The organism is Kitasatospora sp. NPDC051702 (assembly GCF_040681575.1).
GTDB lineage: Bacteria > Actinomycetota > Actinomycetes > Streptomycetales > Streptomycetaceae > Kitasatospora.
In genome coordinates this window covers 25,236-48,051 of sequence record NZ_JBFAZB010000038.1, presented here as the reverse complement: position 1 = coordinate 48,051, position 22,816 = coordinate 25,236, and the positions used below count along the sequence as shown (strand labels likewise).

Genomic DNA, 22,816 nt, shown 5'->3' with positions numbered 1-22,816 from the left:
TCCCTGCGACTGAGGAGGCCGCATGTCCAGGGAAATGCTCTTCTACCGGGCCGACGACGGCCTGATAGCGACGGCAAGGCTCGGCACCGACGGCATCTTCGCCGAGCTTGCCGACGGAAAGCTCGCCCCGAACTGGACGCACATCGTGCCGGTGGGCCGGGAGTTGCTGTTCTACCGTGCCGGCGACGGCGTGATCTCCACGGGCCGGCTCGACACCGAGGGAATCTTCGCCGAGTTGGCCGAGGGCGGTCTGAACCCGGACTGGACCAGCATCACCGTGCTGACCGCCTGAGATCCGGCACCACCTCCGCCCGCTGAGGCCCCGACCGGTGAAGCTCCGCGGGCCGACACCCGGACCGCGCAGGAAGTCGGGTGGACCGACTTCCTGCGCGGCGAGTCCAGGGCGACGCTCCCGTCGCCGAGGCGGTGCGCGCCGGGGGCGGTCGAGTAGTCGGTGCCGGTGCCGACTTTCGAGGACCCGGTGGTGAGGGTGGCGGGGACCTCGAAGACGCCGAGGGCTTCGAGGAGTTCGCCGGTGTCGGCCTCGGAGTCGGGGCGGGGGTCGGCGAGGAGGGCGTCGAAGCAGTCGTCGAGGCGGATGACGGTTTCGGCGGGCGGGATGTCGAGGGCGAGGCAGACGGCCCGCGCTGCGGGGAGCGGCTGGCGCGAGCGACGGGCGAGGAGGGCGTAGGCCTCGGCGGGGGTGGAGCCGCGGGCGAGGGCGTGCCGGGCGAGGGTGAGGAGGGGAAGCTGCATCGCGGGCGCACCTTCAGGCGGTGACGAGGGAGAGGGCGGGGGACGGGGCGATGAGCGTCCAGACGAACTTGCCGACGCCGCCCGAGCGGGGGCAGCAACCCCAGCGTTCGGCCAGCTCGTTGACGAGGAGGAGGCCACGCCCGTGCTCGTCGTCGGGGGTGGCGGAGTGGACGGAGGGCCGGCCGGCGCCGGCGTCGTGGACTTCGAGGCGGAGGCGGTCGCCGATGACGGCGAACCGGACCTCGATCAGGCGGTCGGGTGGGGCGTCGGAGTGCTGGACGGCGTTGGCGAAGAGTTCGCCGAGCAGGAGCTCGGCGACGTCGGCGTAGCGGTCGCCGGATGGGAGGGCGGCGAGGTACGCCCGGAGGAGGTGCCGGGCGAGGGGCGTGGAGGCGGCACGGGGGTCGAGGCGCGCGGCGAAGGTGCGGGGGCGGCGGGTGGTGAGCATGGGGGGGACCTCGTAGGGGCGGAAAGGGGCGTGAGAAGGGGGGCGTGATGTCACGCTACGCATCCATAGGATCGCGTTCCGGTATCAATGATCGGCCGTCGGAGCTACGGTGACGACCAAATCGAGGTGCGGAGACCCGCAGCACCTGAGGGGAACTGGGATGTCACATCGGCGACTGGATAACGGGCTCACCTCGAGTCCGGCGGTGATGTTCGGTGAAGCGCTCCGTTTTGCGCGCGAGCAGGCCGGCCTCAAGCAGGAGGAGCTGGCTGCACTCCTCCACTGTCATCGGACGGTGATCACCCGGTATGAGGGCGGCAAGCGGCCCATGGATCGGGACATGGTCGAGAGAGCCGACGAATTCCTCGCCATGGGAGGCCTGTTGGTACGGCTTTGGGAGCGAGTGGACTGGCATGCGGATGTCGAGCACCCGGACTGGTTCCAGAAGTACGTCGAGCTGGAAGAGGAGGCCGTGGGGGTGCGGGTCCTCCAGTACATGCGCATGAACGGTCTGCTGCAGTGCGAGGAGTACGCCTATGAGATCTTCCGTCTCGGTGATGCCCGGAACAACCCGCAGTGGTTGTCCGAACGGGTGACGGCTCGACTGAGTCGGCAGGATCGCTTCCTGGCCGAGCATGGGCCGTCAATGATCGTGATCCTCCACGAGAGTGCGATCCGAACCGTCATTGGTGGACCAGGTGTCATGAGAAGGCAGATGGAGCACCTTCTGTCTGTGGGGGAGCGGACGAACGTGGCTATTCAGGTGGCGCCATTCGCGTTGAGGGCTCGGAAGTTGCCCAGTACGTCCGTGATTCTGCTTGAGATGCCTGATGGGAAGGAGTGGGTCTACTCGGAGAGCCTGTACCGAGGGCACTTCAGTGATGCTCCCGCGGTCGTGCAGGAGAGTCGCCGGGACTTCGACCTCGTCCGGGGGGCTGTACTCTCGATGGACGACTCCCACGCCCTTATCGCCGAAGCGATGGAGGAATATCGATATGCAGAACGCCGAGCTGAGCGGGGCGTTGTGGCGCAAGAGCAGCTACAGCGGGGACAACGCGGGCGAGTGCATCGAGGTGGCCCCAGGGTTCCCAGGCCTCATTCCCGTGCGTGACTCCAAGGATCCTCACGGCCCCGCGCTCGTCTTCCCCGCCGACGCGTGGCAGTCGTTCGTGGCCGCCGTCCGCTGTGGTGAGTTCGGCGACGTGTGACGCGCCCTGCCGGCAGCAGAGGACCCCGCTACCCACCCGTGGGTAGCGGGGTCCTCTGCTGCTACTTCCTCGGGTTGGTGCGTTTGGTGGGTTCCGCGGTGGTCGGGTCCTCGGGCCAGGGGTGGCGGGGGTAGCGGCCCCTGAGGTCTGCTCTGACGGCTTGGTAGCCGTTGCGCCAGAAGCCCTCCAGATCGCCGGTGACCGCTGCCGGGCGGCCGGCGGGGGAGAGCAGCTGCACGGTGAGTGGTACTCGGCCGCCGGCGAGGGCCGGGGCCGCCTTCCAGCCGAACAGTTCCTGCAACTTGACGGCCAACACGGGGCGTTCGGTGCCGTAGTCGACCCGTATCTTCGACCCGCTGGGCACGGTGATGCGCTCGGGGGCCAGCTCGTCCAGCCGCCCGGCCTGTCCGCTCGCCCAGGGGAGCAGGCGCTGGAGGGCTGCCGTCGTGTCGATCCTCGCGAGGTCGGCGCGGCGGCGGGCGCGGGAGAGCTCGGGTTCCAGCCACTCTTCGGCGCGTTCCAGAAGCGCGGCGTCGGAGACGTCCGGCCACGGGTCGCCGATGGCCGTGTGGAGGAAGGCGAGGCGTTCCCGGAGGTTGGACGAGAAGGTCAGCAGGGTGCTCACGCCCTCGCGCGCGAGGCCTTCGAGGATGGCGGCCCGCACGAGCGCGACCTCGGGCCGGTTGAGCGGCTTCTCGGCGAGTTCGATCGCGCCGAGGGACTCCACCCGTCGGGAGACGACTTCACCTCGCCGGGTGTCCCAGTGGACCTCCTCGCGGGAGCCGAGCAGGGCCGCCCCTGCCTGCCGAGCGGTGGGCTCGTCCAGTGCCGCCGCGTGCAGCACCCGCGCGGAGTGCGCGCCGGCCGGGCGGTCGGCGACCGCGACGGCGAGCCACGGCACGGCGCCGAGGCGGGTGCCCGGGGCCAGTTCGGCCGCCGTCCCCGACGCCATCAGGTACGGGCTGCGCTCGCCGGGCGCGGGCCGCTCGACCCGCGCCCTGGCGATCCGCTCCGGGAACGCCAGGGCGACGACGAGCCCGACGGCGGTCGCGTCGTCGAGCGCGGTGGCGGGCTCGTCGTCGGCCGCCCGCTGCAGCCGGCGGACTTCGTCGCGCCAGCGCCCGGCGTAGGGGTCGCGCGCCGAGCGCACCGCCCGCCAGACCGCCCCGAGGTCGTCCCCGAGCGCCCGCGGCGGCTCCTCCGACAGCAGGGCGACGACTTCGGCCGCCCGACGGGCGCCCACGGCGGGAGCTCCGTCGACGAGTGCCCGCCCCAGTCGGGGGTGCAGCCCGGTGCGGGCGAGCCGGACGCCGCGCTTCGTCGCCCGGCCGTCGGCGAAGACGGCGCCGAGGGCCTGCAGCGTCTCCCGGGCGGCAGCCATCGCTCCGGCGGGCGGGGCGTCGGGCAGGGCGAGCCCGGTGGCGTCCGGGTCGCCCCAGCAGGCGGCCTGGAGCGCGAACGACGTCAGGTCGGCGAGGGCGATCTCGGGCGTCGGGAACCGTGCGGCGCGGGCGTCCTCCGCCTCGTGCCAGCACCGGTAGACCGTGCCCGGGGCCTCGCGCCCCGCACGCCCCGCCCGCTGGCGGGCCGCCGCGAGCGAGGCGCGGACGGTGACCAGGGCGGCCAGCCCCCGGGCGTGGTCGGTGCGCGGTTCGCGGGCGAGCCCGGCGTCGACCACGACCCGGACGCCGGGCACGGTGAGGGAGGACTCGGCGACGGCGGTGGCGAGCACCACCCGCCGGGAATCGGAAGGCGTCAGCGCCGCGTCCTGCACGTCCTGCGGCGCGCGCCCGTGCAGTTGCAGCACCTCGGCGCCGACGGAGCCCAACTGCCCGGCGACGCGGGCGATCTCGCCGACGCCGGGCAGGAAGCAGAGCACGTCGCCCTCCCGCTCGACCAGCGCCCGTCGCACGACGGCCGCGACGTGGTCGAGCAGCGCGAAGTCCACCCGGGTGCCGTGCGCGGGCCGGACGGCGCGCGGTGGCGGAGCCCAGACCACGTCCACCGGGTGGGAGACGCCGTGCGCCTCCACCACCGGGGCGCCGCCGAGCAGCTCGGCCCAGGCCTCGGTGTCGGAGGTGGCCGAGGCGCAGACCACTCCCAGGTCGGGCCGCAGCGCCGCCCGGACGTCGAGCAGGAAGGCGAGCGCGGTGTCGGCGTCCAGGTGCCGTTCGTGGCACTCGTCCAGCACGACCACGTCCACGCCGGGCAGTTCCTGGTCGCGCTGGAGCCGCTGCAGGAGCACGCCGGTGGTGACCACCTCGACGACGGTGTCCGGCCCGACCCGGCGCTCGCCGCGCACGGTGTAGCCGACCTCGCGGCCCACGGACGAGCCGAGCAGCCAGGCCATCCGCCGGGCGGCGGCCCGGACGGCGAGCCGGCGCGGTTCGGCGACCAGGACGCGCCGGACGGGCCGGCCGTCGGAGAGCAGCCCGGCCAGGGCGAGCGGCACCAGCGTGGTCTTGCCGGTGCCGGGCGGCGCGGCGAGCACGGCGGTGCCGGTGCCGTCCAGTGCCTCGTGCAGGGCGGGCAGGGCGGTGCGGACCGGAAGGTCGCGCCAGGCGGCCCCCGCCGATCGGTCGGGCAGCAAGCCGGCTCAGCCCCGCTCGGTCACGAAGACCGCGGTGCCGGGGATCAGCCGGCCGCGCAGCGGGGACCAGCCGCCCCACTCCTGCTCCAGGCCGGCCGGCCACTCGGGCTCGACCAGGTCGACCAGCCGGAAGCCGGCGGCGACGAGTTCGCGGACCCGGTCGCCGAGGGTGCGGTGGTGCTCGACGTAGGTGGCGCGGCCCTGCTCGTCCTCCTCCACGTACGGGGTGCGGTCGAAGTAGGAGGCCACCGCGGTGAGGCCCTCGACGCCGGGCTCGTCGGGGAAGGCCCAGCGGATCGGGTGGGTCACCGAGAACACCCAGCGGCCGCCGGGGCGCAGCACGCGGTGCACCTCGCGCATCAGGGCGGCGGTGTCGGCGCTGAACGGGACGGCGCCGTAGGCGGAGCAGGCGAGGTCGAAGGAGGCGTCGGCGAAGGGGAGCACGGCGGCGTCGGCCTGGACGACCGCGACGGGGGCGGCGCCGCGGCCGAGGTCGATGCGGCGGGAGTGCTGGAGCTGGCGGTGGGAGATGTCCAGGGCGACGGGGCGGGCGCCGCGGCCGGCGAGCCAGCGGGAGCACTGGGCGGCGCCGGCGCCGAGTTCGAGGACGTCCTTGCCGGTGACCTCGCCGAGCAGCCGGGCGTCGGCCTCGTCGAGGCCCTCGGGGCACCAGGTGAAGCGGTCGTCGCCGAGGAACTCGCCGTGTTCGTCCTGGTACTCGTCGGCGTTGCGGTCCCACCAGTGCCGGCTGGCCCGGCTGCTCTCCCCGCTGCCGGCCTCGCGCCGTACCGCGTCGTCGCCGTCGGCGTCAAGATCGTGGAGCTCGGACTGGGGGGTGGTGGCCACGGTGATAATGCCCATCGCGTAGGGTGTGGGTGCGGAAGCGCCGCTGCCGCGACCGGGCCCGTCAGGGTCCGGATCCTGGCGGTGGCATCCGGGGAAGGGCTCCCTGCGGGCGCCACCGTGAGGTGCGCAATCGGAGGATATGGCCTGATCCGTACCGGGCTCCACCGTCTTGCCGTTCTTGGCGTTGACCGTGCCTGGCCGTCCCCGTATGCTACAAGTTGCGCTGCGGGCCTGCGCGCCTCGGACGGAGCAGGTCGCGCTCGCATTCTGTCGAAGACCCCCACGGTCGCAAGACGGACGCCGGTTCTCGCCTATGGCGGGAAGTCCGGTGGGCCGCGTCTTGGGCTGTCCGGGTGTTCGGTGGGAGCGATACGGGCCCTCCGCGTGGCATTACCTACGACTTCATGTCCGTACCGGAGCCCTTTTCCTAATGACGAGCCCCACCGACTCCTCCATCAGCACCACCCCGCAGGTCGCGGTCAACGACATCGGCGACGCCGAGGCGTTCCTCGCCGCCATCGACGAGACCATCAAGTACTTCAACGATGGCGACATCGTCGAGGGCGTCATCGTGAAGGTCGACCGTGACGAGGTGCTCCTCGACATCGGTTACAAGACCGAGGGCGTCATCCCGTCCCGCGAGCTCTCGATCAAGCACGACGTCGACCCCCACGAGGTCGTCGCCGTCGGTGACAACATCGAGGCCCTGGTTCTCCAGAAGGAGGACAAGGAGGGTCGTCTCATCCTGTCCAAGAAGCGCGCTCAGTACGAGCGTGCCTGGGGCACGATCGAGAAGATCAAGGAAGAGGACGGCATCGTCACCGGTACCGTCATCGAGGTCGTCAAGGGTGGTCTCATCCTCGACATCGGCCTCCGCGGCTTCCTCCCGGCCTCGCTCGTCGAGATGCGTCGCGTCCGCGACCTCCAGCCCTACGTGGGCAAGGAGCTCGAGGCCAAGATCATCGAGCTGGACAAGAACCGCAACAACGTGGTCCTGTCCCGCCGTGCCTGGCTGGAGCAGACCCAGAGCGAGGTCCGCCAGACCTTCCTCACCACCCTGCAGAAGGGCCAGGTGCGCTCCGGCGTCGTCTCCTCGATCGTCAACTTCGGTGCCTTCGTGGACCTGGGTGGCGTCGACGGCCTGGTGCACGTCTCCGAGCTGTCCTGGAAGCACATCGACCACCCGTCCGAGGTCGTCGAGGTCGGCCAGGAGGTCACCGTCGAGGTTCTCGACGTGGACATGGACCGCGAGCGCGTCTCCCTGTCGCTGAAGGCGACCCAGGAGGACCCGTGGCAGCAGTTCGCCCGTACGCACCAGATCGGTCAGGTCGTCCCGGGTAAGGTCACCAAGCTGGTTCCGTTCGGTGCGTTCGTCCGCGTGGACGAGGGCATCGAGGGTCTGGTCCACATCTCCGAGCTGGCCGAGCGCCACGTGGAGATCCCGGAGCAGGTCGTCCAGGTCGGCGACGAGATCTTCGTCAAGGTCATCGACATCGACCTCGAGCGCCGCCGCATCAGCCTGTCGCTGAAGCAGGCCAACGAGGCCCTGGGTGCCAACCCGGCCGAGGTCGAGTTCGACCCGACCCTGTACGGCATGGCCGCCTCGTACGACGACCAGGGCAACTACATCTACCCGGAGGGCTTCGACCCCGAGGCGAACGACTGGCTGCCCGGCTTCGAGAAGCAGCGCGAGGAGTGGGAGCGCCAGTACGCCGAGGCGCAGTCCCGCTTCGAGCAGCACCAGGCCCAGGTCATCAAGAGCCGTGAGGCCGACGCGGAGGCCGCTGCCGAGGGTGGCGACGCCGTCGCCGCCGCCGCCGGTGGCTCCTACTCGTCCTCCAGCGACGAGGGCTCGGGCGCCCTGGCCTCGGACGAGGCCCTGGCCGCCCTGCGCGAGAAGCTGGCCGGCGGCCAGAGCTGAAGCTCTGATCCGCTGCCAGTCCCTGGCGCGTAGTTGAACGGTGGGCCCCACCCGGAGAGATCCGGGTGGGGCCCATTGTTTTTCCCGTTCACTTATTTGTCCCTTATCTCATGGATTTTTGTGATAAGGGGCTCATGGGGTGGCTATGGGTGTTTCCGGGGTGAGCACCTACCTTGGGAGGAGTTGCCCGATGGGTCGCTCACCCGGCCCCGCACGCTAGGCACCCCCTGCACATGCGCCGTAGCACCGCAGTGACTCCTCCCCCCGCGACGTCCGCCGACCACCAGGTCCGCGGGCGCCTCGCCGCCCTCGGCCGGTTCTGCTTCCGGCACCGGCGGTGGGTCCTCGGTTTCTGGGCCGTCATCCTGGTCATAGGGGTGCTGATCGGCGGGCGGGTCTTCGAGGGCTCGGTGGCCGGGGCCTCCTCCGCCACCGCCGAGGGCGACCGCGGCAACGCGGTGGTCGCCGCGGCCGATCCGGCCAAGGGCACCGTCACCGCCGTCGTGGACGGCAAACCGGTCGACGATCCGGCGGTGCGGGCGGCCGTCGAGAAGGCGACCGCCGAGATCACCGCGCTGCCCGGCGTCTCCTCCGCGCTCGACGCCTACGGCACCGGCCCGGCCCCGGCCGCGCTGCGCTCCGCCGACGGCACCGCGAGCCTGGTCTCCGTACGGATGGCCGACACCAGCACCTCCGCGCAGACCGACGCCGTGACCCAGCGGCTCGCGGCGCTCGACGGTGAGAGCGGAGCCCACGTCACGGTCGGCGGGGACCTGGTGCTGCAGGACGAGGTCAAGACGCAGACCGAGAAGGACACCCGCTTCGGCGAGATGGTGACCCTCCCGCTCACCCTGGTCGTGATGGTGCTGGTCTTCGGCGGCCTCGCGGCGGCCTCGCTGCCGGTGATCGGCGCGGTCGCCTCGGTGGGCGGCGCCCTGCTGGCCATGTTCGGCTTCAGCAAGATCATGGACATCGACACCAGTGTGCTGCCGATCGCCACGGTGCTGGGGCTCGGGCTCTCCATCGACTACGCGCTGCTCATGGTGAATCGTTTCCGCGAGGAACGGGGCCACGGAGCCGGCATCGCCGCCGCCGTCGAACGCACCGCCGCCACCGCCGGACGCACCGTCGCCTTCTCCGGGCTCACCGTCGCCGTCGCGCTCTCCGGCCTGTTCGTCTTCACCAGCCCGGTGCTGGGGGCGGTCGCCGCGGCCGGGGTGAGCGTGGTGGTGATCGCCGTCGCGGCCGCACTGACCCTCGTCCCCGCGCTGCTCGGCTTCGCCGGCTCACGGATCAAGACGCCCGCCGCACCCGTCCCGGACGAGGGCTTCTTCAGCCGCACCGTCCGCCGGGTCCGCAAGCGCGCGGTGCTCGTCGCCCTCGCCTGCGTCGCGGTGCTGATGGCCGCCGGCGCGCCCTTCCTGCACGCCGACATGCGCAACTCCGGCGCCGCCGTACTGCCCGCCTCCTCGGCCGGCCGGCAGGTCGCCGACACCGTCGACCAGCGGTTCCCGCAGGCCTCCGCCGCGCCGATCACCGTCGTCGTCGAGGGCGGCGCCACCGTCGCCCAGGCCTACGCGGACGACGTCGTCGCCAAGCTGCCCGGGGTGAGCGGGGTACGGGCGGTGACCCCGGTGAGCGACTCCGTCTCCACCGTCGACGTGCTCGTGCACGGCGACCCGCAGGGCGGCGAGGCCAAGAAGGTCGTCCAGGAGCTGCGGGACCACCGCGGCGGGCTGAAGACCTACGTCACCGGCGGTGCGGCCTCCGTGGTCGACTTCAAGAACGAGCTGATGTCGCGCGGCCCCTGGGCCCTCGGCCTGGTCGCGGCGGGCACGCTGGTGCTGCTCTTCCTGATGACCGGCTCGGTGGTCATGCCGGTCAAGGCGCTGCTGATGAACCTGCTCTCGCTGGGCGCCTCGCTCGGCGCGCTCACCCTGGTGTTCCAGGACGGCTACTTCAGCGGACTGCTCGGCTTCAGCCCCACCGGCGGCCTGGAGACCTTCATCCCGGTGCTGGTCTTCGCCTTCGCGTTCGGGCTCTCGATGGACTACGAGGTGTTCCTGCTCGCCCGGATCAAGGAGCTGCGGGACAAGGGGTACGGCTGCGCCGAGTCGGTGGAGCTGGGCGTCCAGCGCAGCGGCCGGATCATCACCTCGGCCGCCCTGCTGATGGTCATCGTCTTCGCGGGCTTCGCGCTCGGGGACATGCTCATGGTGAAGCAGATGGGCATCGCCCTGGCCGTCGCCGTCGCCGTGGACGCCACCCTGGTGCGCTGTCTGCTGGTGCCCGCCGCGATGAGCCTGTTCGGCGAGTTCAACTGGTGGGCGCCCGCACCGCTGCGCCGACTGCACCGGCGCTTCGGGCTGAGCGAGCACGTCGACCTGCCGGACATCGCGCCGGCGACCCTTCCGGCGCAGCGCCCGGCCGCGGCGCAGTCGCCGGTGGAGCGGGAGCGGGCGGAGCGCGAGCCGGCGGACGGGAAGCCGGTGGACCGGGAGCCAGCGGACCGGGAGCCCGTGGAGCTCGTGGAGCGCGTGGAGCTGGCGGGGGCCGTCAAGCCCTGACCGGGCCCCGGGGGGCGCCCGCCCGCGGTCGGTGCGGTCAGTGCAGACGGGCGAGGAGGTCGACGGCGGTGCGCAGCCGGTCGCGCTCCTCGGGGGTGAGCCGGGCCTCGATGGCGGCGGCGATCCGGGCCTCGCGGCGGGCGCGCTGGTCGAGCAGGGCGGCCCGGCCGGGCCCGGTGACGGCGACCAGCAGCTTGCGGCCGTCGGTGGGGTGCGGCTGCTGGGCGACCAGGCCGGCATCGGTGAGCAGGGCGACGGTGCGGGCCATCGACTGGTGGCGCACGCGCTGGCGGGCGGCGAGTTCGGCGACGGTGTAGGAGCGCTCGTCGCGGACCAGCAGGCCGAGGACGCCGGCCTGGTTCTGCGGCAGGGCGTCGTCCGGGCGCAGGGAGCGGACCAGCTCGCCGACGGCGGTGCGCAGGTCGGCGGCGAGTTCGAGGGTCTCGGGTGCCGGGGCCGCGGGGACGGGGGCGTCGGGGGCTGGGGCGGGGGTGTCCATGGGAGAAGCCTATCGAAGAAGTGTGCAGCAAAACTGTGCAGCCTTGCTGTATTCTTTTCTGCATGAAGATCACCAAGTTCGGACACGCCTGCATACGCCTGGAGCACGACGGCACCACCGTCCTCGTCGACCCGGGGGCGTTCAGCGACCCCGCGGCCCTGGCCGGGGCCGGCGCCGTGCTGATCACCCACGAGCACATGGACCACTTCGAGGAGTCCCGGCTGCGGGCCGCACTGGAGGCCGACCCGACACTGCGGGTGTGGACCAACGCCGCGGTGGCCGCCCAGCTGGAGGGCGTGCGGAGCAGGGTCTCGGTGGTCGGCGAGGGCGACGCCTTCGAGGTCGGCGGCATCGGGGTGAGCGTGCACGGCGAGTGGCACGCCGTGATCCACCCGGACATCCCCCGGGTGAAGAACATCGGCTTCCTGTTCGACGGCCGGCTCTTCCACCCCGGCGACGCCTTCACCGTGCCGCCGCACGCCGTGGACACCCTGCTGCTGCCGCTCGCGGCGCCGTGGAGCAAGGCCTCCGAGGTGATCGACTACGTCCGGGAGGCCGGCCCGCGCCGCGCGGTGCCGGTGCACGACGCGACGCTCAGTCCGATCGGCCACGCGGTGCAGACCCGGCTGCTCGGGCCGGACGGGCCGGGGGTCGCCGGCGCCGAACTGCGCGTCCTCGGCGAGGGCGAGAGCCTGGACCTCGGCTGACGGCGGCGGCCGGGCGCCGGTAGCCTGGCGCCATGCTGAAGATCGGACTGACGGGTGGCATCGGGGCGGGCAAGAGCGAGGTGTCCCGGCTGTTCGCCGCCCGCGGCGCGGTGATCGTGGACTCCGACGTGATCGCCCGCGAGGTGGTCGCGCCGGGGACGGCCGGACTGGCCGCCGTGGTGGCCGAGTTCGGGCCCGACGTGCTGCGGCCCGACGGCGCGCTGGACCGCCCGGCCCTCGGGGCGGTCGTCTTCGCCGACCCGGACCGGCTGCGCGCGCTGAACGCCGTCGTCCACCCGCTGGTGCGCGCCCGCTCCGCCGAACTGGAGGCCGCCGCCGCCCCGGACGCGGTGGTGGTGCACGACGTGCCGCTGCTCGCCGAGAACGGGCTGGCGCCGCTGTACGACCTGGTCGTGGTGGTCGACGCCGCGGACGAGGTGCGCGTCGAGCGGCTGGTGGAGCTGCGCGGGATGACCGAGGAGGAGGCCCGGGCCCGGATGGCGGCCCAGGCCTCGCGGGCGGACCGGCTGGCGATCGCCGACGTGGTGATCGACAACGGCGGGCCGCTGGACGCCCTGGAGGCCCGGGTCGAGGAGGTCTGGGCGGAGCTGGCCGCGCGCGCCGCGGCCTGACCTCCGGCCGGGGCACAGCGGTCGGGGCGCGGCGGTCGGGCGTAGTAGCCGGGGGCTCAGTGGCCGGGAACAGCCTGGAACTCGCCCTTCCGGGACGGGATCATGGACGAATGGATGATCGTTTCTCTCCCGGGCCGCCGACTTCCGCGCCGCCGACTTCCGCACCCTCGTCACCCGTGCTGCCGTCGCCTGCCTCCTCGTCACCCGTGCCGTCGCCCGCCGCACCGGCGCTCCTCGCTCCGCCGGCCGTCGTGAGACTCCCGCAGTACGCCCGCGCCGACCAGGACGAGATCCTCGGCCCCGGCGACGACCCGTACGGCGTCGCCCACACCGGGCTGACCTTCCTGCCCAAGGACGTCCACTTCGGCATCCGGGCCGCCGACGGCCGGCTGATCGCCCACACCGGCCTGCTGCCGCTGCCGCTCACCGTGGGCGGCACCGACCTGGTCGTGATCGGCGTCGGCGGGGTCTGCGTGGCCCCCGACCGGCGCGGTGGCGGCCTGGCCGGCGTCGTCGTCGGGGCCGCCCTCGACCACGCCCGCGAGCTCGGCCACCGGCACGCCCTGCTGTTCTGCCGCCCGCCGCTGGCCGCCTTCTACCGCGGACTGGGATTCCGGGAGGTCGCCGAGGAGGTGACGGTGGAACAGCCCGGGGGGCGGCTGGCGGTGATGCCGCTGCGCACCATGTGGGCGCCGCTGGCGGCGGGTGCCGGATGGCCGGAGGGGCCGGTGCGGCTGCGCTCGCTGCCGATGTGACACCGTGCCCGGGCCGCCGGGGAGCGCCCCCCGGCGCACCCGACGGCCCGGCGGCCGTCCTGCGACGGCCGCGTCATGTGCACCCTGCGGCGGTTTCGCAGTGGTGGTGCTGCCGTGACGGTCCACGCCGCGGCCGTCACACCGCGGCCGGCGCCCCCGCCGCGTGCGCGACGGCGGCCGCGGCCAGCGCCCGGATCATGGCGTGCGGCCGGCTGCCGTCGCCGGACAGCTCCGGCTGGAACAGCGAGGCCAGGAAGAACGGGTGGTCCGGCAGCTCCAGGACGCGCGTCTCGCCGCTGTCGTCCGCGCCGCTGAACAGCAGTCCGTGCGTCCGCAGCCGCTCCAGGTAGTCCGCGTTCAGGCCGTAGTTGCAGTGGTAGCGCTCCTGGGTGCGGGTGGTGCCGAGGACCCGCTCGGCGAGCGTGCCGGGGGTGATCGCGACGGCGCCCTCGTGCCCGACCAGGGAACAGGCGAGCGGGACGATGACCTGCTCGTCCCCCTGCGGGTGCTCCTCGCCGTGGACGACCCCGGCGAGGCCGCAGACGTTCTGCGCGAACTCCAGCACCGCGTGCTGGAAGCCGGCACAGGTGCCGAGGAACGGGATGCCGCGCTCGCGGGCCGTCCGGACGGCGGCCAGTGCGCCCGCCTCGCTGCGGTAGGGGCTGCCGGGGAGCAGCCAGATCGCGTCGAAGCCGGCCAGTGCGCCGGGTGCCGCGGCCTCCTCGGTCGGGATCCAGTAGGCGTCCAGGACGAGCCGGTCGCGTTCGGCGAGGGCGTCGAGCAGGCCGGGGACGCGGGCGTGCGAGCGGACGGCGGGGGAGCGGTCGCCGACCAGGGCGATCCGGGGGGTCAGGTACGTCATGCCGCTATCCTGACGCCGCACCCGAGATCAGCGCCAACGATGATTTCTTACCCATCGATCAGAAGAGTTGATGACCGCCGTGGATCCGCAGCAGCTGCGCACCTTCGTCACCGTCGCCCGGCTCGGCTCCTTCTCGGAGGCGGCGCGCGAACTCGGCTACACGCAGTCCGCGGTCTCGCAGCAGATCGCCGCCCTGGAGGCCGACCTCGGGGCGGGCCTGCTCGACCGGCGTCCGGTCCGCCCCACCGGAGCCGGCCGGCGGCTGCTGGAGCACGCGGCGCCGCTGCTGGTCCGGCTCGACGCGGCGCGCGCCGACGTCGCGCGCCTGGCCGGCGCCCCGAGCGCCCGGCTCGTGCTCGGAGCCACCCCGCTGGCGGTCGGGGCGGAGCTGGGGCGCGTGCTCGGCGAGGTGCGCCGGGCCCATCCGGGCGTCGACCTCGTCGTGCGGGTCCTCGCCCAGGACGTGCTGCCCGCCCAGGTCGCCACCGGCGAGGTCGATCTCGCCCTGGTCGACGGCCTGGCCGCGCCCAGCGACCCGCTGCCGCTGCCCGACGTCGGCCCGCTCGGCACCGTCGCCGTCGACGAGCGGCCCGTCGCCGTCGCCCTGCCGGCCGGGCACCCGCTGGCCGGCCGCGCCGGCGTCGCCCTCGCCGACCTCAGCGCCGCCCGCTGGCTGGACGCCCCCGACCTCACCCCCACCGCGGACCGGCTGCGCGCCGCGGCCGGCGTCGACGGCTTCCGGCCGGCCACCCGCTACCGGGGCACCGACGTGCACGGGCTGCTGGCCCTGGTCGCCACCGGGCACGGGCTCACCCTGCTGCCGGCCCCGGTCCTCGCCGGGGCGGCCGGCGTCGCCTCCGCGCCGATCGCCGCCCCGCGGCTGGTGCACCGCACCGAACTCGTCCACGGCAGCCTGCCGGAAGGGCCGGCGGCGCTGCTGGCGCGGCTGCTGGTCGGGTAACGGGTGGGTGGGCGCCGTGGGTGGGTGGACGCCGCGGGCGCCGTTGTGGAGGCGGGCGCACCAGGCGTTCACGTCCCGGGCCTGACGGCGGTCGCCTCCGCGGTGCTGTCATGGGCGCATCCGCCCGGCGGGAGGCCGGGCCGGCCCAGGAGAGAACGCCCTCATGATGCTCCGTCAGCGCCTCACCGTCGTCGCCGCGTCGACCGCCCTCGCCGCCGCCGGGCTCGCCGCCGGCACCGCGCAGGCCGCCCCCGCGAAGGCGGCACCGGTCAAGACCCGCCCGCTCGCGGCGAGTTGTTCGCAGGCCTACCTGCCGCTGCCCGACCCGTCCTGCACCCCGGGCGCCTACAACCCGGACGTCACCCAGGCCACCATCGGCCGGACCATCTGCGTCTCCGGCTGGACCGCCACCGTCCGCCCGCCGACGAGCTACACCAACGCCCTGAAGACCCAGCAGATCGCCCAGTACGGCTTCTCGGACACCAACCCGTCCGACTACGAGGAGGACCACTTCGTCCCGCTCGAGCTCGGCGGCGCCCCGCGCGACCCGCGCAACCTGTGGCCCGAGCCGCGCTACGGCAGCCAGACGGCCACCGGCAAGGACGGCGTCGAGACGAAGCTCAAGAACGCGGTGTGCAACGGCCGGGTGACCCTCGCCGCGGCCCGCAGCGCGATCGCGAGCGACTGGACCACGGCGCTCGGGCGGCTGGGGCTGTGACCGGCTGAACGAGTGCCGCCCGGGCCGTCCGGTCCCCTGTGCCGGACGGGCCGGGCGGCCGTCTGTGGGTGGTGCTGGACTACGGGGACCGCTCGAACCCCCGGGGCTCCGGGTGCTCGCGGTGCTCCCGGAGCCCCGGGTGCGCCCCGGGCGTCACTGGTGCCCGTCGCACCCCGGCAGGGCCTCGCAGAGCGGTGCCGTCATGCCGGTGCCGACGTACCGGTCCTCGGGGGCCTTCCAGGCGTCCTTGGGCTGGGCGCCGCCCTTGGTGGTCGCCCAGACGGACAGCTCGCTGACGAAGCCGCCGTCGGTGACCACGTACTCGTGCAGCGTGGCGGTCGAGCCGTCCGGCTGAGGGACGGTCAGCACGGCGGCGAAGTACGGCGCGCCGTCCGCGCTCACGACCTTCACGGTGGCGCCGGGGGTGGTCCTGGCGCAGCCCTTGAGGGCGTCCACGAGGTGCGCGTCCGCCAGGTTGGTGAGCTGCTTGGTGCCGCTGCTGTGGGTCGGGTCCCCGTGGGAGAGCACGGTCTGCTGGGCCGTCCAGCGGTCGCCGCCGAACCCGACCGAGGCCTTCGCGGCGACGCCGGTGAACAGCCCCTCGTCGTCCTTGGCGGGCACGGCGCGGCACAGCTCCATGCCCTTGAAGGCGACCGCGCCGGTCACGGGCTTGGCGTTGGCGGCCAGTGGCGCGTAGTGGTACGTCTCGTCCATCGGGACGCTCTTGGTGTCCATCCAGGCCGCGGCCGGGATGCCCTTGTCGGCGCCGCCGGCGGCGGGCTTGGTCGCGCCGGGGGTGGCCGCGCCGGTGGCGGCGGCGGAGGGTGCCGCGGAGGTGGGCGCGGGCGCGGCGGTCCGGCCCGCGTCCTGGCCGCTGGTGTCCGGTCCGCAGGCGCTGAGCGCTCCCAGGCAGACGAGTGCCGCCACGGCGGTGGCGGCCGGTCCGGTGCTACGCAACTGACGATTCCCCAAGTGTCCGGTGTGGTGGATCGGGGTCGGGCGCGCGGTGGGCGCGGGCCGCGTGTGCGCGGTGCCGGCCTTCCGTCCTCGCCGCCCGGCCGACCCGCGGTCGCGGGCACTCGGCATGGCTCTTCCTTCCCCCGTGGTTCCCGCCGTCCGGCCCCCTGGCTCCGCCGCGCACCTCTGGTCTGAGGGGCGGTCAGGGTCGGCTGTGTCGACGGCGGTCGAAACTTATGCCACCGGGCCGCCGGGAGCAAAGCGGGATTGCGGCGGGTGGCCCGCGGCTCCCGGCGGTTGCAGCGGGATGGTGGTGAACATGTGTGCGGGCGTGTCGGAAGCCATGGTCGCGCTGCGGTGGCCGAAATGGGCATGCCAGGCGGTGCGTTGACCGCCCGGACGGCGCCCCGGCGGGGATCCCCGCTGCCCGGGGCGGGTCCCGCGCGCCGTCCGGGCCATCGGCCGGGCGGCGCGCGGGCGGCCCGGACGGGGCGCCGGGCGGCTCCGGCACCAAGGCTTCCCCAGGGCGGCGCCGCCGCCGTGGCACGGTGGTCAGGCGCGGGTGCCGGGGACGCCGAGCTGCTGGGCCAGCCAGGGCAGGGCCCGGGCGAAGGTCGCGGCGCCGGTCTGCCAGCTGTGCTTGCCGGAGCCGACGGCGGTGGTGGTGCGGATGCCGTCCTTGCGCGCCGCCGCGTCGAGGGCCCGGGCGGACTCGATCTGGGCGTGTTCCTCGTCGCCCTGCCCGAAGTAGCCGGAGACGCCCTGGTAGCGGGGGTGGTGGGCGAGGACGGTCAGCGGGTCGTGGGCCGCCCAGGCCGCGGCGTCGCCGCCGTACAGTTCCTGGACGGTGTGGTCCCGGTCCCCGATGTACGGCCCCCGGTCGCCCGAGAAGTCGCCGAAGTGCGTGAAGACGTCGGGGTGTTCGACCGTCAGGTCGACGGCGCAGGTGCCGCCCATCGACCAGCCGGCGACGCCCCACCTGTGCGGGTCGGTGGCGGCGTTGAAGGTCTTCTGGACGAACGGCGGGACGTCCTTGAGCAGGTGGCTCTCGGCCCTGCCGTGCGGGCCGTCCACGCACTCGGTGTCCACCCGGAACCCGCCGGTGGCGTCGACGAAGACCAGGATCGGGGCGAACCCGTTGTGGTGGGCGGCGAAGTCGTCCACGGTGCGCACCGCGTTGCCGGAGCGGACCCAGTTGTCGGGGGCCGCGAACTCGCCGCCGATCATCTCCAGCACCGGCAGCTTCGGCCGGTTCTGGCTGCGGAACCACGCGGGCGGCAGGTAGACCAGCTCCTGGCGGTGGGCGAAGCCGCTCGCCGTGTCCGGGATGTCGACCTGGACGATCCGGCCGGTCGTGGTCCTGCCGTGGATCGAGCCGAGCTCGGCGAGCGTGACCTGCTGCGGCAGCGGCTGCCCGGTCAGTTCGCCGACGGCGTCCTGGAGGGTCGGGTAGTAGCCGGTGGCCGCGTTGACGCTGTTCGCGGCACAGAACAGCGCCAGCAGCGCGGCCGGCGGCGCCAGCGCCCGCCGCCACCAGCGGGCGCCGCGCCAGCCGAAGCCGAGCACGCTGAGCGCCGCGACGGCCACGCCGCCCCACAGCCACACCCCGAACGGGACGGGGTCGGTGATGCCGGAGAGCGTGAGCACGCCGGCGGCCGCGAGCGCGGTGAGGGCCAGCGCCGCCCCCAGGGCGATCGGGCCCCGCCTCCGCCGCCAGGCCCGGTCCCGCCACCCCAGGGCGGCCAGGAACAGGGCGAGGGCCGCGGCCTGGACCGTCCACGGGAACCAGCCGCCGAGCAGGGAGACGTTCATCCGGCGGAGGCTAGGCGCGCAGGATGAGAAGCGGATGAAAGGCTGGTAGGACGCTGGAAGAGGGCTGTGAGGAGAACGGGGATGCCGAACAGCGGCGAGTCGGCCTCCTGGGCCGCCATCGGGCGGACCTCGACGGCGGTGAAGTCGGCGAAGAGCGCCCGCAGTTCGTCCGCGGAGTAGGCCAGGCCGCCCTCCAGCCCGCCGAGGCGGTAGAGCTCCTCGTCGGGGCGCTCGGAGCCCATCGCGCCGGCCGCGAAGGCGGTGACGGCGAAGTGCCCGCCCGGGGCGAGGACGCGGTCGAGCAGGGCCAGGTAGCTGATCCTGCGGTGCGGCGGGAGGTGGTGCAGACAGCCCGAGTCGTAGACCAGGTCGTACCGGGCGTGCGGGAGTTCGACGTCGAAGATGCCGCCGCGGTGGAACCGCGGACGCCGCGCCGTGCCGGCCCCGGAGGCGCGCTCCTCGGCCCAGGCGATCGCGGTGGGCGAGAGGTCGACGGCGTCCACGTCGAAGCCGAGCGAGGCGAGGTGGATCGCGTTGCGGCCCGGCCCGCAGCCGAGGTCCAGCGCCCGCCCCGGGGAGAGCAGGCCGCGGTCGAGGTAGGAGACCAGGTTCTCGTCCGGCTTGGGGGCGAAGAACGGGCGGTCGGCGGAGCGGTCGGCGTAGAAGCCGTCCCACCAGGCGGCGGCCCCGTCCGTCCAGCGGTCGGCGGCCGGCGGGAAGAGCCGGTCGAGCAGGTCGAGAACGTCCTCGGTGGTGCGGATGCTGCGGTTCATGAGGTCGAGCGTAGTGATCGCGGACGGCCGCCGACAGGGTCGTCACCGCAGGTGGGAAGGGGTGGGGCGGGGGCTGCGGCAGGGGCTGGGCGGGGGTCGGCCGGGGGGTGCCGGGGCGGGGGCGGCGGGGCGGCGGCGGGGGTGTGGCGGCCCGTCAGGAGGCCTTTGCGAGCGGCCCCGGGAGGCGCTGCGGGGGCGCCCGGATCACGGTTGGGGCACGGTCCGCGGGGCGGGCCCGCAGACCGCGCCGGGGCCGCGCCGGGGCCGTCGCGGCGGGTGCGGCGCGGGGCCGCGCGGGCGGCACGGTGCCCGCCGCCGCGGGCCGGCCGGCCTCAGCCGGCGAAGCGCTCGCGCAGGGCCGCCAGGCCGGAGGTGAACACGCCGTGCACCCGGCCGGCGGCGGCCTCGCGGTGCTCGGGCGCCACGTCGTAGCGGGCCGTCCACTCGACGAAGCTGGCGCGGAGCTCGGTGATCTCGGTGACCCGCAGGGTGGCCCGGTAGCGGTCCAGTTCGAAGGTGCCGTCGGGGAAGCCGTAGGTGTAGCTGCGGGCCTCCTCGTCGTAGGCGAGCAGGGTCTCGCGCAGCATGACGCCCTCGAACCCGAAGACCCGGACCGACCCGATCGTGTTGCCGGTCAGCTCGTTGCCGAGCCGGCTCTCCGGCAGGTGCGGGTGCCAGCCGCCGAGGCCGTGGAAGTCCCGCACCAGGGCCCAGACCCGCTCCGCGGGGGCCTCCACCACCGTGCTGACCTTGGTTCCCGCCATGGGTGCCGCCGCCTTTCGTGACGTGCCGTTCGGACGGTTGCCATCCTCGGCCCGGCGGGCGGCGGACGCCAGCAGGCGGGCCGGACGGCTGCCGGCCTGACCCCGGCCGTTGTGGGAACCGCCTCGACCGGCGGCCCGTTGGGTTCCTCATGAACGATGAACGGATCTCCCTGGGCCCCGTCACCGAAGCCGAACTGCCCCTCTTCGAAGCGCTGCTGGCCGACCCGCAGGCGCTCGGCGAGTACCAGTGGTTCGGCTGGCGGGACCCGGGCCGCTTCCGGCGCCGCTGGCTGGAGAACGGCCTGCTGGGGGACGACCAGTCGGTGCTCGCGGTGCTGTCCGGCGGCGGGTTCGCCGGCTTCGTCGCCTGGCGGCGCAAGGGCTCGGTCGGCCTGGCGTCCTGCTGGAACATCGGGGCCCAGCTGCGGCCCGAGGCACGCGGGCGCGGCATCGGCACCGAGGCCCAACGCCTGCTCGCGGACTACCTGTTCGCGCACACCCCGGTGATGCGGCTGGAGGCCGACACCGAGGACACCAACCTCGCCGAGCAGCGGGCGCTGGAGAAGTGCGGCTTCACCCGTGAGGGCGTCCGGCGCAGCGCGACGTTCCGGGACGGCGCCTGGCGGGACGTCGTCCGCTACAGCCTGCTGCGCACCGACCCCCGGCCCTGAGAGTCCCTAGCGGCCGGGGTCGGGGGCGGGGGCCGGTGCGGTGTCCGTGCCGGGGGTGAGCAGGTAGCGGGCGCCGGGGCCGGCCTCGCCGGCGCGGTCGGCGGCGTTGTAGAGGGAGCAGCGGGAGAGCGACAGGCAGCCGCAGCCGATGCAGCCGCTGAGCTTGGCCTTGAGACGCTCCAGTTCGGCGATCTGCTCGTCGATGCGGCTCTGCCAGGACGCGGCCACGAGGTCCCACTCGTTGCCGCTGGGGGCGGGGCGCTCGGGGAGCCGGTCCAGGGCGACGCGCGCCTCGTCGAGGGAGAGGCCGACCCGCTGGGCGGCGCGGACGAAGGCGATCCGGCGCAGCGTGCCGCGGGTGTAGCGGCGCTGGCCGCCGGAGGTGCGGGTGGCGTGGATGAGGCCGAGGCTCTCGTAGTAGCGCAGGGCGGAGGCGGCGAGGCCGCTGCGGTGGGCGAGCTGCCCGATGGTGAGCAGGTCGTTGCGGTGCGGCCCGGGGGCGCGGCCGTGGTCGGGTGTCGCCGTCATGGACGCCCACTGTAGCCGCTTGACCTCAAGTCGGCTTGAAGTTGCACCATCGTGGTCATGACGACGAACGCGACCGCGGTCAGCACCCGTTTCGAGGACCTGCCGGGCCTGATGGGCCTGATGACCGGCGACGAGAAGCACGGGCCCGCCGCCACCTCCACCCTGGACGCCCTCTGGGTGCTGTACGACCGGGTGCTGCGGGTCACCCCGGACCGCGCCGAGGCGCCCGACCGCGACCGCTTCCTGCTCTCCAAGGGCCACGGCCCGATGGCCTACTACGCGGTGCTGGCGGCCAAGGGCTTCGTCGATCCGGCGGTGCTGGCGGGCTTCGGCGGCTACGACTCCCCGCTCGGCCACCACCCGGACCGGCTGCTCGTCCCCGGGGTGGAGATCGCCTCCGGCTCGCTGGGCCACGGGCTGCCGCTGGGCGTCGGCACCGCGCTGGGCCTGCGGGCGCAGGGGCTGGCCGATCCGGCGGTGTGGGTGCTGGTCGGCGACGCCGAGTTCGACGAGGGCTCCAACCACGAGGCGGTGGCGTTCGCCGGCGCGTACGGGCTGGACCGGCTGCACGTGGTGGTGATCGACAACTCCTCGGCCACGCACGGCTGGCAGGGCGGGATCGCGGCCCGGTTCGCGGCCGAGGGCTGGTCCACCCGGACGGTGGACGGCCGTGACCACGAGGCGCTGTACGAGGCCTTCACCGTCGAACACCCCGGCCGCCCGCACGCGGTGGTCGCCCGGGTCGAGCCCAAGGACTCCTGAGCCCGGCCAGGCCCCGGCACCGAGCACCGACAGGCCGGAGCACAGACCGAGCGCCGGAGCACCGACAGCCGGAGCACAGACCGAGCGCCGGAGCACCGACCGGCACACCAGGACGCACACCGTGAAAGGCACCACCCTGATGGAAACCATGCGCGACCGCTTCATCGACGTCACCTCCCGGCTGCTGGACGAGGACCCGCGACTGGCCCTGGTGCTCGCCGACATCACCGCCGCCTCCTTCGGTCCGGCCCGGGAGCGGCACCCCGACCGGGTGGTCAACGTCGGCATCCGCGAGCAGCTGCTGATCGGCGCGGCCGGCGGCCTGGCGCTGACCGGGATGCGTCCGATCGCCCACACCTTCGCGAGCTTCCTGATCGAGCGGCCCTTCGAGCAGGTCAAGCTGGACCTGGTGCACCAGGGCGTCGGCGCCGTGCTGGTCAGCGCGGCCGGCTCCTACGACTGGCCGGCCGGCGGCCGCACCCACATGTCGCCGGGCGACGTCGCCCTGCTGGACACCCTGCCGGACTGGACGGTCCACGTGCCCGGCCACCCGGACGAGGCCGAGCAGTTGCTGCGCCACGCCGCCGCGGACGGCGACCGCAACGTCTACGTCCGGCTGTCCGCGCACCGCAACGCGGCCGCCGTGCCGGTGGAGGCGGGGCGGTTCACCACCGTGCGGAGCGGTTCGCGCGGGGTGGTGCTCGCGGTCGGGCCGATGCTGGACGGGGTGCTGGCGGCCACCGAGGGGCTGGACGTCACGGTCCTGTACGCGGCGACGGTGCGCCCCTTCGACGCGGCCGGGCTGCGCGCGGCGGTGGGGGAGCGGGCCGACGTGGTGCTGGTCGAGCCGTACCTGGCGGGCACCTCGTCGAACGAGGCGCACGCGGCGCTGGCCGACCGGGCGCACCGGGTGCTGGGTCTGGGCGTGCCGCGGGAGGAGCACCGGCACTACGGCTCGATCGAGGAGCACCTGGCCGCCTACGGGCTGGACGCGGCCTCGCTGCGGGAGCGGATCGGCACCTTCCTCTGGTGACCCGGGCGGTCGCGCGCGGTGCCGGGCCGGGGGTGACCCGGGCGGT

General features: G+C 74.1%; 24 protein-coding genes. 14 read left to right on the top strand and 10 right to left on the bottom strand.

Going from position 1 to position 22,816, the window contains the following annotated elements; genetic code table 11:
- Positions 1-22: 22 nt before the first annotated feature.
- The gene (locus tag AB0N04_RS27270; protein ID WP_360212418.1) at positions 23-292 is read left to right on the top strand and encodes a hypothetical protein; all 270 of its coding nucleotides are present in this window, start codon (positions 23-25) and stop codon (positions 290-292) included.
- 80 nt (positions 293-372) lie between these two features.
- Entirely contained in the window at positions 373-780 is a 408-nt protein-coding gene (locus tag AB0N04_RS27265; protein ID WP_360212416.1) for a hypothetical protein, read from the top strand.
- Here the strand turns inward: AB0N04_RS27265 and AB0N04_RS27260 are convergent.
- Positions 770-1,204 (bottom strand): ATP-binding protein, encoded by a 435-nt coding sequence (locus AB0N04_RS27260; protein ID WP_360212414.1) that lies wholly within the window; start codon positions 1,202-1,204, stop codon positions 770-772. The two genes, AB0N04_RS27265 and AB0N04_RS27260, sit on opposite strands and share 11 nt — an antisense overlap.
- Positions 1,205-1,412: 208 nt before the next feature.
- On the opposite strand from AB0N04_RS27260, the gene AB0N04_RS27255 reads away from it, so the two are divergent.
- Positions 1,413-2,315 carry a helix-turn-helix transcriptional regulator gene (locus AB0N04_RS27255; RefSeq protein ID WP_360212490.1) on the top strand — a complete coding sequence of 301 codons (903 nt, stop codon included), beginning with the start codon at positions 1,413-1,415 and terminating at the stop codon, positions 2,313-2,315.
- Positions 2,278-2,412, top strand: coding sequence for a DUF397 domain-containing protein (locus tag AB0N04_RS27250; RefSeq protein WP_360212412.1), 135 nt, complete (start codon positions 2,278-2,280; stop codon positions 2,410-2,412). Before AB0N04_RS27255 ends, AB0N04_RS27250 begins: the two co-directional genes overlap by 38 nt.
- A 61-nt stretch (positions 2,413-2,473) precedes the next feature.
- On the opposite strand, the gene hrpB is transcribed toward AB0N04_RS27250, so the two are convergent.
- Together hrpB and AB0N04_RS27240 are read right to left on the bottom strand one after the other, a co-directional pair.
- The gene (hrpB, locus tag AB0N04_RS27245) at positions 2,474-5,002 is read right to left on the bottom strand and encodes an ATP-dependent helicase HrpB (protein WP_360212410.1); all 2,529 of its coding nucleotides are present in this window, start codon (positions 5,000-5,002) and stop codon (positions 2,474-2,476) included.
- A gap of 6 nt (positions 5,003-5,008) precedes the next feature.
- Positions 5,009-5,863, bottom strand: a complete 855-nt coding sequence (locus tag AB0N04_RS27240) for a class I SAM-dependent methyltransferase (protein ID WP_360212408.1) — start codon at positions 5,861-5,863, stop codon at positions 5,009-5,011.
- A gap of 415 nt (positions 5,864-6,278) precedes the next feature.
- Here AB0N04_RS27240 and rpsA point away from each other — a divergent pair, with 415 nt between their 5' ends.
- On the top strand, positions 6,279-7,769 hold the full coding sequence (rpsA, locus tag AB0N04_RS27235; protein ID WP_360212406.1) for a 30S ribosomal protein S1: 1,491 nt from the start codon (positions 6,279-6,281) through the stop codon (positions 7,767-7,769).
- Between the two features lie 251 nt (positions 7,770-8,020).
- Positions 8,021-10,336, top strand: coding sequence for an MMPL family transporter (locus tag AB0N04_RS27230; protein ID WP_360212404.1), 2,316 nt, complete (start codon positions 8,021-8,023; stop codon positions 10,334-10,336).
- A gap of 37 nt (positions 10,337-10,373) precedes the next feature.
- Here the strand turns inward: AB0N04_RS27230 and AB0N04_RS27225 are convergent, their stop codons facing one another.
- Positions 10,374-10,835 carry a MarR family transcriptional regulator gene (locus AB0N04_RS27225; RefSeq protein ID WP_360212402.1) on the bottom strand — a complete coding sequence of 154 codons (462 nt, stop codon included), beginning with the start codon at positions 10,833-10,835 and terminating at the stop codon, positions 10,374-10,376.
- Between the two features lie 62 nt (positions 10,836-10,897).
- Here AB0N04_RS27225 and AB0N04_RS27220 point away from each other — a divergent pair, with 62 nt between their 5' ends.
- From AB0N04_RS27220 to AB0N04_RS27210, 3 genes are all read left to right on the top strand, one after another.
- Entirely contained in the window at positions 10,898-11,542 is a 645-nt protein-coding gene (locus AB0N04_RS27220; protein ID WP_360212400.1) for an MBL fold metallo-hydrolase, read from the top strand.
- A gap of 32 nt (positions 11,543-11,574) precedes the next feature.
- Entirely contained in the window at positions 11,575-12,174 is a 600-nt protein-coding gene (coaE, locus tag AB0N04_RS27215) for a dephospho-CoA kinase (protein ID WP_360212398.1), read from the top strand.
- A 251-nt stretch (positions 12,175-12,425) separates the two neighbouring features.
- Positions 12,426-12,929, top strand: coding sequence for a GNAT family N-acetyltransferase (locus AB0N04_RS27210; protein ID WP_360212396.1), 504 nt, complete (start codon positions 12,426-12,428; stop codon positions 12,927-12,929).
- Between the two features lie 136 nt (positions 12,930-13,065).
- On the opposite strand, the gene AB0N04_RS27205 is transcribed toward AB0N04_RS27210, so the two are convergent.
- The gene (locus AB0N04_RS27205; protein ID WP_360212394.1) at positions 13,066-13,791 is read right to left on the bottom strand and encodes a hypothetical protein; all 726 of its coding nucleotides are present in this window, start codon (positions 13,789-13,791) and stop codon (positions 13,066-13,068) included.
- Positions 13,792-13,870: 79 nt separating this feature from the next.
- Here AB0N04_RS27205 and AB0N04_RS27200 point away from each other — a divergent pair, with 79 nt between their 5' ends.
- Both AB0N04_RS27200 and AB0N04_RS27195 read left to right on the top strand, forming a co-directional pair.
- Positions 13,871-14,752, top strand: coding sequence for a LysR family transcriptional regulator (locus AB0N04_RS27200; protein WP_360212488.1), 882 nt, complete (start codon positions 13,871-13,873; stop codon positions 14,750-14,752).
- 163 nt (positions 14,753-14,915) lie between these two features.
- Complete coding sequence (locus tag AB0N04_RS27195) at positions 14,916-15,470, top strand: hypothetical protein (RefSeq protein WP_360212392.1); 555 nt, start codon at positions 14,916-14,918, stop codon at positions 15,468-15,470.
- Between the two features lie 153 nt (positions 15,471-15,623).
- On the opposite strand, the gene AB0N04_RS27190 is transcribed toward AB0N04_RS27195, so the two are convergent.
- The 4 genes from AB0N04_RS27190 to AB0N04_RS27175 all read right to left on the bottom strand — a co-directional run bounded on the left by AB0N04_RS27190 (position 15,624) and on the right by AB0N04_RS27175 (position 19,776).
- Positions 15,624-16,427, bottom strand: a complete 804-nt coding sequence (locus tag AB0N04_RS27190) for a hypothetical protein (RefSeq protein ID WP_360212390.1) — start codon at positions 16,425-16,427, stop codon at positions 15,624-15,626.
- 552 nt (positions 16,428-16,979) lie between these two features.
- A complete protein-coding gene (locus tag AB0N04_RS27185; RefSeq protein ID WP_360212388.1) occupies positions 16,980-18,239 on the bottom strand; it encodes an alpha/beta hydrolase-fold protein in 1,260 nt (419 codons plus the stop codon).
- Positions 18,236-19,012, bottom strand: a complete 777-nt coding sequence (locus tag AB0N04_RS27180) for a class I SAM-dependent methyltransferase (protein WP_360212386.1) — start codon at positions 19,010-19,012, stop codon at positions 18,236-18,238. The genes AB0N04_RS27185 and AB0N04_RS27180 overlap by 4 nt, the downstream gene beginning before the upstream one ends.
- Before the next feature lie 332 nt (positions 19,013-19,344).
- Positions 19,345-19,776: an SRPBCC family protein gene (locus AB0N04_RS27175; protein ID WP_360212384.1), complete on the bottom strand. Its 432-nt coding sequence runs from the start codon at positions 19,774-19,776 to the stop codon at positions 19,345-19,347.
- A 149-nt stretch (positions 19,777-19,925) separates the two neighbouring features.
- On the opposite strand from AB0N04_RS27175, the gene AB0N04_RS27170 reads away from it, so the two are divergent.
- Positions 19,926-20,447 (top strand): GNAT family protein, encoded by a 522-nt coding sequence (locus AB0N04_RS27170; RefSeq protein ID WP_360212382.1) that lies wholly within the window; start codon positions 19,926-19,928, stop codon positions 20,445-20,447.
- Between the two features lie 6 nt (positions 20,448-20,453).
- Here AB0N04_RS27170 and soxR read toward each other — a convergent pair whose 3' ends face one another.
- Complete coding sequence (soxR, locus tag AB0N04_RS27165; RefSeq protein WP_360212380.1) at positions 20,454-20,975, bottom strand: redox-sensitive transcriptional activator SoxR; 522 nt, start codon at positions 20,973-20,975, stop codon at positions 20,454-20,456.
- A 57-nt stretch (positions 20,976-21,032) separates the two neighbouring features.
- On the opposite strand from soxR, the gene AB0N04_RS27160 reads away from it, so the two are divergent.
- Together AB0N04_RS27160 and AB0N04_RS27155 are read left to right on the top strand one after the other, a co-directional pair.
- Positions 21,033-21,737, top strand: a complete 705-nt coding sequence (locus AB0N04_RS27160) for a transketolase (protein ID WP_360212378.1) — start codon at positions 21,033-21,035, stop codon at positions 21,735-21,737.
- Between the two features lie 139 nt (positions 21,738-21,876).
- Entirely contained in the window at positions 21,877-22,770 is an 894-nt protein-coding gene (locus AB0N04_RS27155) for a transketolase C-terminal domain-containing protein (protein WP_360212486.1), read from the top strand.
- Positions 22,771-22,816: the final 46 nt, after the last annotated feature.

Excerpts from the sequence above, each read along its gene's own strand:
- AB0N04_RS27170 (WP_360212382.1), top strand. The coding sequence starts at position 19,926 with ATGAACGATGAACGGATCTCCCTGGGCCCCGTCACCGAAGCCGAACTG.
- AB0N04_RS27270 (WP_360212418.1), top strand. The coding sequence starts at position 23 with ATGTCCAGGGAAATGCTCTTCTACCGGGCCGACGACGGCCTGATAGCG.
- AB0N04_RS27205 (WP_360212394.1), bottom strand. The coding sequence starts at position 13,791 with ATGACGTACCTGACCCCCCGGATCGCCCTGGTCGGCGACCGCTCCCCC.
- AB0N04_RS27220 (WP_360212400.1), top strand. The coding sequence starts at position 10,898 with ATGAAGATCACCAAGTTCGGACACGCCTGCATACGCCTGGAGCACGAC.
- AB0N04_RS27155 (WP_360212486.1), top strand. The coding sequence starts at position 21,877 with ATGGAAACCATGCGCGACCGCTTCATCGACGTCACCTCCCGGCTGCTG.
- AB0N04_RS27160 (WP_360212378.1), top strand. The coding sequence starts at position 21,033 with ATGACGACGAACGCGACCGCGGTCAGCACCCGTTTCGAGGACCTGCCG.
- AB0N04_RS27225 (WP_360212402.1), bottom strand. The coding sequence starts at position 10,835 with ATGGACACCCCCGCCCCAGCCCCCGACGCCCCCGTCCCCGCGGCCCCG.
- AB0N04_RS27255 (WP_360212490.1), top strand. The coding sequence starts at position 1,413 with ATGTTCGGTGAAGCGCTCCGTTTTGCGCGCGAGCAGGCCGGCCTCAAG.
- soxR (WP_360212380.1), bottom strand. The coding sequence starts at position 20,975 with ATGACGGCGACACCCGACCACGGCCGCGCCCCCGGGCCGCACCGCAAC.
- rpsA (WP_360212406.1), top strand. The coding sequence starts at position 6,279 with ATGACGAGCCCCACCGACTCCTCCATCAGCACCACCCCGCAGGTCGCG.
- AB0N04_RS27195 (WP_360212392.1), top strand. The coding sequence starts at position 14,916 with ATGATGCTCCGTCAGCGCCTCACCGTCGTCGCCGCGTCGACCGCCCTC.
- AB0N04_RS27175 (WP_360212384.1), bottom strand. The coding sequence starts at position 19,776 with ATGGCGGGAACCAAGGTCAGCACGGTGGTGGAGGCCCCCGCGGAGCGG.
- AB0N04_RS27180 (WP_360212386.1), bottom strand. The coding sequence starts at position 19,012 with ATGAACCGCAGCATCCGCACCACCGAGGACGTTCTCGACCTGCTCGAC.
- AB0N04_RS27185 (WP_360212388.1), bottom strand. The coding sequence starts at position 18,239 with ATGAACGTCTCCCTGCTCGGCGGCTGGTTCCCGTGGACGGTCCAGGCC.
- AB0N04_RS27240 (WP_360212408.1), bottom strand. The coding sequence starts at position 5,863 with ATGGGCATTATCACCGTGGCCACCACCCCCCAGTCCGAGCTCCACGAT.
- AB0N04_RS27260 (WP_360212414.1), bottom strand. The coding sequence starts at position 1,204 with ATGCTCACCACCCGCCGCCCCCGCACCTTCGCCGCGCGCCTCGACCCC.
- coaE (WP_360212398.1), top strand. The coding sequence starts at position 11,575 with ATGCTGAAGATCGGACTGACGGGTGGCATCGGGGCGGGCAAGAGCGAG.